We start from the raw sequence: 7,805 nt of genomic DNA on the forward strand, positions 1-7,805 counted from the left end.
AGTGCTGTGGCAAGGATGGCTCAAATTACAAGCCATCCTTGAAGGGTACGAATTAGCCAAGTCTCTTGAACTCTAAGATGTGATCAAGAGACAGCCCGATAAATCGGGCGGCTTTTGTGTTTCTAGCGCCAGCTTAGCCTTGCCATTTGGTCATTTCCGCAGCAGCTAACAGTACCGCGCCAACGCCATAAAATTGCGTTTCATGTTGTTGTACCGGATCCGGCGATTTGCCAACCTGCTGCACCCAGTTCACCTTACCGCTTGGCTCAACAGCTTGTTCAATCGCTTGCCAGCCTTTTTCTACCGCGGTTTTGTATTTTGCTTCGGTGAGAATGCCGTTGTTTACGCCCCACGCCAAACCAAAGGTAATAAAACCAGTGCCGCTGACTTCCGGGGTTTTCACCTTGTTCGGATCGAGTAACGAGGCTGACCAGTAACCATTCGAATTTTGAATGCGCTGCAGTCCATCGGCGTTCTTTTTATACAGTTCGATGTATTTGTCACGCGATGGGTGATCGGCAGGCAAGTCGTCAATGATCAAGGGCAGGGCAGCAAACACCCAACCATTACCGCGGCTCCAGAACACCGGTTTACCGTTGTCGCTTTTCATCTCAAAGTAGCGGCTATCGCGGAAGAACAAGCCGTATTTCTCAGAGAACAAGTAATCAACGGTGTCCCAAAACTCCTTGTCGGCAAACTCAAAATACTTTGGATCTTGGGTGACGTTGCTCAACTTGAGCCAAGTTCGTGGCGCCATAAATAAGGCATCTGACCAGCACCAGCGATCCTGACATGGGCTTTCAAAGGCATAACGCTTGGGCTCGGCGTCCTCATCCATTTCTAGGCTGACATCCGATGGGCTGGCCAGGATCTTATCGAACAGGGCTTGAGTTGGGCCATAAGCATCGGTATTGCCGGTTTGCTCAGTGAGCCACAAGTAGGTTTGGCCAATTGCATGATCATCGGCGTGCTTGAAACGGTCGACTCGCAGGCCATAGTTCTGCGCTTTTGCCATTTGCTCAATGTGTTCGAGCATGGCTTTATCTTCGGTGGTTTCAACCCAGCGGGTGAGGCCAATATAGAATGCAGCCTGGATCCAGCCTGTTGGCTTCGATGATGAATTCCAGTAGCGCTCGGCCAGATAATCTAAATTATCGAGATGATTGATTTGCCACTCACTCGCACGATGGCCAATGTCATGTGCCGATAACTGGACGAGGCGCGCTTGCTGGTAACTTGACTCTACCGTGGTTGCTGCGGGCGAGCTGGTGTTAGCACAGCCGCCGATTGCCACTGCCAGCGCAAGCGACAATGAGCTGACGATAAATTTCCTTGATGTAGTTTTGCTATTGATGACCTTAGTGATCATTTCCTTTCCCCATATATTGGTCTGCAAATTCGTTTCTATTTATAAAAAACCAGTAGCTGGGCTACTGGTTTTTGTTGGCTTATTCGTTAATTGGCGGCGTTGCTCAGCGCTATTGGCCGCGGCAACTCGCGCCAACTATCACTGCCATGAAAATGTTTGCGACTGTTTGTCGATGTAACGATTCCAGCTGTCAATCGAGTTAAACTCGCCAGCGCCTTGCCAGCCGAATCCGGCGCGATATTCCAAATCGCCCTGATCACTGGTGTTAGTGAATACCCAAATGTGGCTTTCATCAACGGTCGGGCTTGGTAGGTGCTTAATGTCCTCGACTAACGCTGGATTGATGATGACGCCGGTGGCCAAGCCTTGCTCATGAATGACTTCCCAGGTAGAAATACGACCGGTGCTCTTGTTCGAATAGACGGCAGCTTTTTCATCGTGAGTCGCCAAACCTATCGCGATTGGCAATTTTGCCGGCTTGCCATCAAGGGTGAATTTGGACTGGACATGATAAAGCTGCTCACCCAATTTCAGGGTGATGGTTTTATCCTCAGCAACTTGTCCTAGTGGCGTTTCGACCTCGTAGGTGAGGGTGAAACTGACCGCATCACCTTTGTTTTGATGAACTTTATAGGTCAGCCAGTTCGTTGCAGCGTAGGCTTTGCCGTCAACCCAAACGGCAGAGCCGCCAACGCCACGGCTGGGGCCTGTGTGGTAAGGGTCATAACCTTCGCCACGATCTTCATGGTATGACACGCCTTTGAGGTAACCGGCATACCATTTATCAATAATTGAATAATCAACTTTCTTCAGCCAAGCATCGACACCGCTTGAGATGCCGGTTGGCTTTGCTGCTGGGCCGTAGACACGAAACGCGACTTTGTCGTTTTCCCATGTGAAATCATCGACCCGCTCTGGCACGTGACGACCGTAAGCCATTACTTTTGGCTGCGCCGCTTCAACTGATTTTGCTTGCTCATTGACTGGTGTCGCCGTGTTTGAACAGGCAACTAATGTGGCCGACAAGCAACTGACCGATAGAGCGACTTTAACCGCAGTTGGCAAATGTAATGTCGAGAATGAAAAAGACATAATTTTCTCTTTTGCTCCAATGACTGAAATTGATTGGATATTGTTATAATGTGACCTGTATTGCAATGATCTTGTTGGTTAAATGCGACATTTGTGATGTAATCGACGTCAATAGATAGCAGTTTAAGGCTCAAAGAAATTATGGTCAGCAGACGTCAATTTTTGATGGGAACCGCCGGCTTAGCAGCGGTCGGTGCATTATCGCAAATGGACTTTTTGAAGGCGCTACAGCAAAAGTATCCGAACGTACTAATGCTGATTGTTGATGACCTAAATGATTGGGTTGGTGCCATGAACGGCCACCCAAATGCCAAGACACCGAATATCGACCGACTCGCGCAACAAGGCACTTTGTTTACCAACGCTCATGCGTCGGCGCCACTGTGCGGGCCATCCAGAGCCAGCATTATGACCGGCCTAGCGCCGTCGACTACCGGCATTTATGGCCATATTCACGACGATGACATTCGCAAGGCCAGCGACAAAACTGCCCATTCGGTATTTCTCAGTGAGTATTTTCGCAAGCATGGCTACTACACCGCAGCAGTGGGTAAGGTCTTTCACGAGGATGTGCCAGAAGGTAGTTTCGACGACTTTGGTGGTCGCGTACCGCTATTTGGCCCATATCCGGAGAAAAACTTTAAATGGGATCAGCCTAAAACCAGCACTGACTGGGGGCCGTTCCCAGAGCGTGATGATCAAATGCCAGATTATGATTCGGCGCACTGGATGGCGGATAAGCTAGCGGAAAAACATGACAAACCATTCTTTATGGCCTGTGGTTTCTTGCGCCCGCATGTGCCATGGCATGTGCCGCAAAAGTGGTTTGATATGCATCCTATCGAAGAGATTCAGGTACCAGCCTACTTGGCTGACGATCTGCGCGACGTTCCCGAGATTGCTCGCGTGATCACCGATCACCCAATGATGCCAACGACGCAGTGGGCCATTGATAAAGGTGAATACCGCAACATTGTGCAAGCCTATTCGGCCAGCGTGTCGTTCGTTGATTCATGTGTCGGTATTGTCCTTGATGCACTGGAAAACAGTGAATATGCCGATAACACCGCAGTGGTGCTGTGGGGAGACCATGGCTACCACATTGGTGAGAAAGATAAATTCGCCAAAATGACTCTTTGGGAGCGAGCGACTCGGACACCACTGATCATTAAGCCGCCTAAATCGCACGGCAGTCAGGTGTCCAACAAACCCGTCAGCCTGCTCGATTTGTATCCAACACTGGTGAAGATGTGTGGTTTACCGGCGAATCCCAATAACGAAGGTCGAGATTTAACGCCGTTGCTGCACGATCCCGACGGCAATTGGAACCATGCCGTGGTGACCACTTATGGCGCCAATAACCACGCCGTCAAAACTGAGCGCTACCGCTATATTCGCTACGAAGATGGCTCAGAAGAACTTTATGACCATCAAAACGACGCCAATGAATGGCGCAATGTTGCCGCTGATCCGGCCTACGCCGATATCAAACTGGCCCTGGTCAATCATTTGCCAACCGAGAATGCGGTGTGGTCACCTAAGTCTCAGTATCGAGGGAACGAGTACTTTGCCCAAAAGACACTCGAAGCCGGCGCTGGCGAAGGTAACTAATTCAAATAAAACCCGATGCACAAACACGTCGCGTCGGGCCAACAAGCAAATTAATGAGGGGAAATCATGTCACAATCAACTGAAGTGATGGCGAAGCCAAGTGCCGCCAAAACTCCGGTTAAATGGGCGCTTGCGTTAATCGTAGCCGCGTCGCTAACCGCTTGTGTATCAACGAAGCAAAGCCAGCCAACCGAAACCGCTGCTGAAGATGATACGCCACCCAATATCGTCCTGATCCTATCTGATGATCATGCCTGGAATGATTATGGCTTTATGGGCCACGACGTGGTGAAAACGCCGGCATTAGACCAACTCGCCAGCGAAGGGGTGACTTTCAAACGTGGTTATGTGCCAACGTCTTTGTGTCGTCCTTCATTAGCCACGATTGCCACCGGACTTTATGCCCACCAACATGGCATCACTGGTAATGACCCTTCACGCAAATTGCCGGGCGGCAAAAATGGCGCGGAATACAACAAACAACGCGGTGAAATTATTGCCAAGATCGATCACGTGCAGACTCTACCGCAATTACTGCGCGATAAAGGCTACGTCAGCTTGCAAACGGGTAAATGGTGGGAAGGTAGCTATCAACGCGGTGGTTTTGATGAAGGCATGACCCGCGGCTTCCCTGAAAAAGGTGGTCGCCATGGTGATGATGGCCTACAAATTGGCCGTAAAGGCATTGCTGAGATCACCGACTTCATTGACCGTACCACTGCAGCAAACAAGCCTTTCTTTGTGTGGTACGCGCCGTTTATGCCGCATACGCCGCACACGCCACCTGAGCGCTTGTTGAAGAAGTATCAAGACCCATCGCGTCCTGAGTCGATTGCCAAGTATTACGCCATGATTGAATGGTTTGATGAAACCAACGGCCAGATTTTTGATTACTTGGAGCAAAAGGGCCTCAAGGACAACACCCTAATTGTTTATGTTTCTGACAATGGCTGGGTCACCAACCCAACCATGGCCGAGCGCTTTTTGCCAAAGTCGAAGCAAAGTCCAAACGAAAGCGGTGTCAGAACACCAATCATGTATTCGCTACCAAGCAAATTTGCGCCGCAAATGCGTACCGAGCTAACCAGCAGTATCGATATTGTGCCGACCATTCTGGCTGCTGCTGGTGTTGACGTACCACAGGGCTTGCCAGGTGAAAACCTCTACCAAAACATGGTTCAGCAAACGCCAATTGAGCGCGATACCATTTATGGCGAAGGTTTTGCTCACGACATGGATGACTTGAATGATCCTGAGTCGACCTTGCTATACCGCTGGGTTATTGAAGGCGATTGGAAATTGATTGTCAGCTACGATGGCAAAAACGTCAGCTACCAGAAATACCACAATGATTTCTTGGTTGCGCCGCGGCTATACAACCTTGCTGACGATGAACATGAGCAACATGACTTGGCTGATCAACACCCAGAATTAGTCGCGCGTTTGAAAGCCAAACTTGCCGATTGGTACCCAGTGAAGAGCCGCAATATTCTGACGAATTAAGTCGATAAAACTCATTAAAAACCAAGTGGCTATCCATTAAAAGGGTAGCCATTTCTTGGCTTTGTGTAATCCCCATAGAGATCATAATGAAAAGAACGATTATTCTCTTATTCCTCAACGTGCTTGTCTTAGCTTGCCAAGATCAAAATTCCAACAATCTGCAAGACACCGAGCGCAATGAAGGAGCTCCTAATATTGTTATTTTCTTCACTGATGACATGGGGTTTGCAGATTTGGGGGTACAGAACCAATTGTCAGATGTAAAAACCCCAAACATCGACCTTCTTGCTTTCAATGGAGTGCAGTTTACTAGTGGCTATGTAACGGCGCCACAGTGCGTACCATCGAGAGCAGCAATGGCGACAGGGATTTATCAACAACGGTTCGGTGTTGATGATAATAACTTTAATCCTATGCCGTTAGATGTTGAAACCATCGCACAGCGGATGCAATCCCTCGGTTATGCCACGGGATTTGTTGGCAAATGGCACCTAGAAATCGACAAGAATTCTAAAGATTGGTTTAAACAATATGATCCTCTGGCTGATGTGGCCAATTTCAACCCCAAGGACATACCGCTCTCCGAGAAAAAAAAATATTTTCCCAACAATAGAGGGTATTCAGATACTTACTTTGGTTACTTAGAACAATTCTGGGCGACTTACGACAAAAAGGGCAATGATAGACCCGAATCATACGTTTCTGACTCAACGTACAGGTTGGATGCCGTCAATGAGGCTTCAATCGCTTTTATTGAAAGGCATGTCAATGAACCTTTCTACTTAAATGTGGCCCACTTTGCACCTCATGTGCCATTGCAATCAACAGCTAAATATCTGGCGCGTTTTCCTCAAAACATGAAAGAGCGAAGAAAATATGCTCTATCGATGATATCCGCTATTGATGATGGTGTCGGAATGGTTGTTGATAAGTTACGCGAGCACGGTATTTTGCAAAATACGTTAATCTTTTTCATCAGCGATAATGGTGCACCGCTAGGCTTAGATATGAACGATGCGCCGATAGAAGATCGTAACGAAGCTTGGAATGGATCGATGAATACGCCATTGATTGGTGAAAAGGGTATGCTAACCGATGGCGGGATTCGCGTGCCATTTATCATGCATTGGCCAAAAGTTATCGAGCAGCCAAAGGTAATATCAGAGCCCGTTATATCACTTGATGCTGTTTATACTGCGCTTCAAATAGCTGGAGCAGACGACTCCACTTTGGCTCAATTAGATGGCTTGGATCTCATACCTGCAGCAACTCAAAATAGTAGCTATTTAAACGAAAGGCCCCTTTATTGGCGTTTTTGGAGTCAAAGAGCAATCAGAAAAGGTCACTATAAATATCTTGATGTTGGGGGAAACAGGCAATTTTTGTTTGATTATTCTGTCACAGGGTATGAGCTAGAGGTTCCAATTGAAGACAATTTAGATATAGCAAGGGAACTAGAAGCACAGTTGGATGTTTGGGAAAGCGGGATGCCCAGAGAAATGCGCATTCAACCCAATTCTCAGGAAGTTCGGAAGTACAGCCATTTCTTTCCTTTTAGGGTAGATGTGCAAGATTAGGAGAAGTGGATAGTCTCTGAAGAAAATATTTGGTTCCCGATGATGCAGTTACCAATATACAGATCACGCAGTAAATTTGGGGCTGCGGCACGAAAAACTAGAAGGTCAATTTTCGGAAGTCGCTCTTAAACGCTTTGTTAGGGTACATTGCCCAACAAATCCGATTTACATATGTAACTATCTGATTCCGATGCTAGCTCAAGCATTTTCTTGTTAAAGCGCGCAGCATAGTTTAATGCTTGTTCATTGAGCTCTGAGTGATCATTGCACCTATTGGAATCAGCTCCGACCCACAGCATTGTCCAGTTACTCTCAAGAAAAAGACAACGAGTGGGCTTTATATTTTTAAACCCAGGCCTAGTTGGAGCAAAACCATTTGCGACAGCTATAAAGTGAACATCATTCTTTTGGAAGCTCTCAGAAGCATCCTGTTCTGCTAGCGCTGGATGATAAAGATCTCTTTGTTTTTCAAATGAGCAATCAGCTGCAACCTTACTAGCAAAGAAGATGAAAAGTAATGCAACCTTGTATGAGCTCACGATACTCCCTTCTGTACCCTAGACATCATGATTCCCTGAGCTGAAGTGTCGATCTCCTGCGCTTTATCGTGGGTTAGTCGAACCAGAGCCACACTGTTAATGGGCGTTACTCGT

General features: G+C 47.6%; 6 protein-coding genes. 3 read left to right on the forward strand and 3 right to left on the reverse strand.

The window, feature by feature from the left end:
• Positions 1-133 precede the first annotated feature (133 nt).
• Positions 134-1,369 carry a glycoside hydrolase family 88/105 protein gene (locus IC617_RS18675; protein ID WP_191146498.1) on the reverse strand — a complete coding sequence of 412 codons (1,236 nt, stop codon included), beginning with the start codon at positions 1,367-1,369 and terminating at the stop codon, positions 134-136.
• A 138-nt stretch (positions 1,370-1,507) separates the two neighbouring features.
• Complete coding sequence (locus IC617_RS18680; RefSeq protein ID WP_191146499.1) at positions 1,508-2,461, reverse strand: DUF4861 family protein; 954 nt, start codon at positions 2,459-2,461, stop codon at positions 1,508-1,510.
• 141 nt (positions 2,462-2,602) lie between these two features.
• Here IC617_RS18680 and IC617_RS18685 point away from each other — a divergent pair, with 141 nt between their 5' ends.
• The 3 genes from IC617_RS18685 (at position 2,603) to IC617_RS18695 (ending at position 7,152) form a co-directional block, all read left to right on the forward strand.
• Complete coding sequence (locus tag IC617_RS18685; protein ID WP_191146500.1) at positions 2,603-4,072, forward strand: sulfatase-like hydrolase/transferase; 1,470 nt, start codon at positions 2,603-2,605, stop codon at positions 4,070-4,072.
• Positions 4,073-4,138: 66 nt separating this feature from the next.
• A complete protein-coding gene (locus tag IC617_RS18690) occupies positions 4,139-5,575 on the forward strand; it encodes a sulfatase family protein (protein WP_224746131.1) in 1,437 nt (478 codons plus the stop codon).
• A gap of 86 nt (positions 5,576-5,661) precedes the next feature.
• Entirely contained in the window at positions 5,662-7,152 is a 1,491-nt protein-coding gene (locus tag IC617_RS18695; RefSeq protein WP_191146501.1) for a sulfatase-like hydrolase/transferase, read from the forward strand.
• A 137-nt stretch (positions 7,153-7,289) separates the two neighbouring features.
• On the opposite strand, the gene IC617_RS18700 is transcribed toward IC617_RS18695, so the two are convergent.
• On the reverse strand, positions 7,290-7,691 hold the full coding sequence (locus IC617_RS18700; protein WP_224746132.1) for a hypothetical protein: 402 nt from the start codon (positions 7,689-7,691) through the stop codon (positions 7,290-7,292).
• Positions 7,692-7,805: the final 114 nt, after the last annotated feature.

The organism is Neiella litorisoli, from assembly GCF_014773395.1.
GTDB classification, from domain to species: Bacteria; Pseudomonadota; Gammaproteobacteria; order Enterobacterales; family Neiellaceae; genus Neiella; species Neiella litorisoli.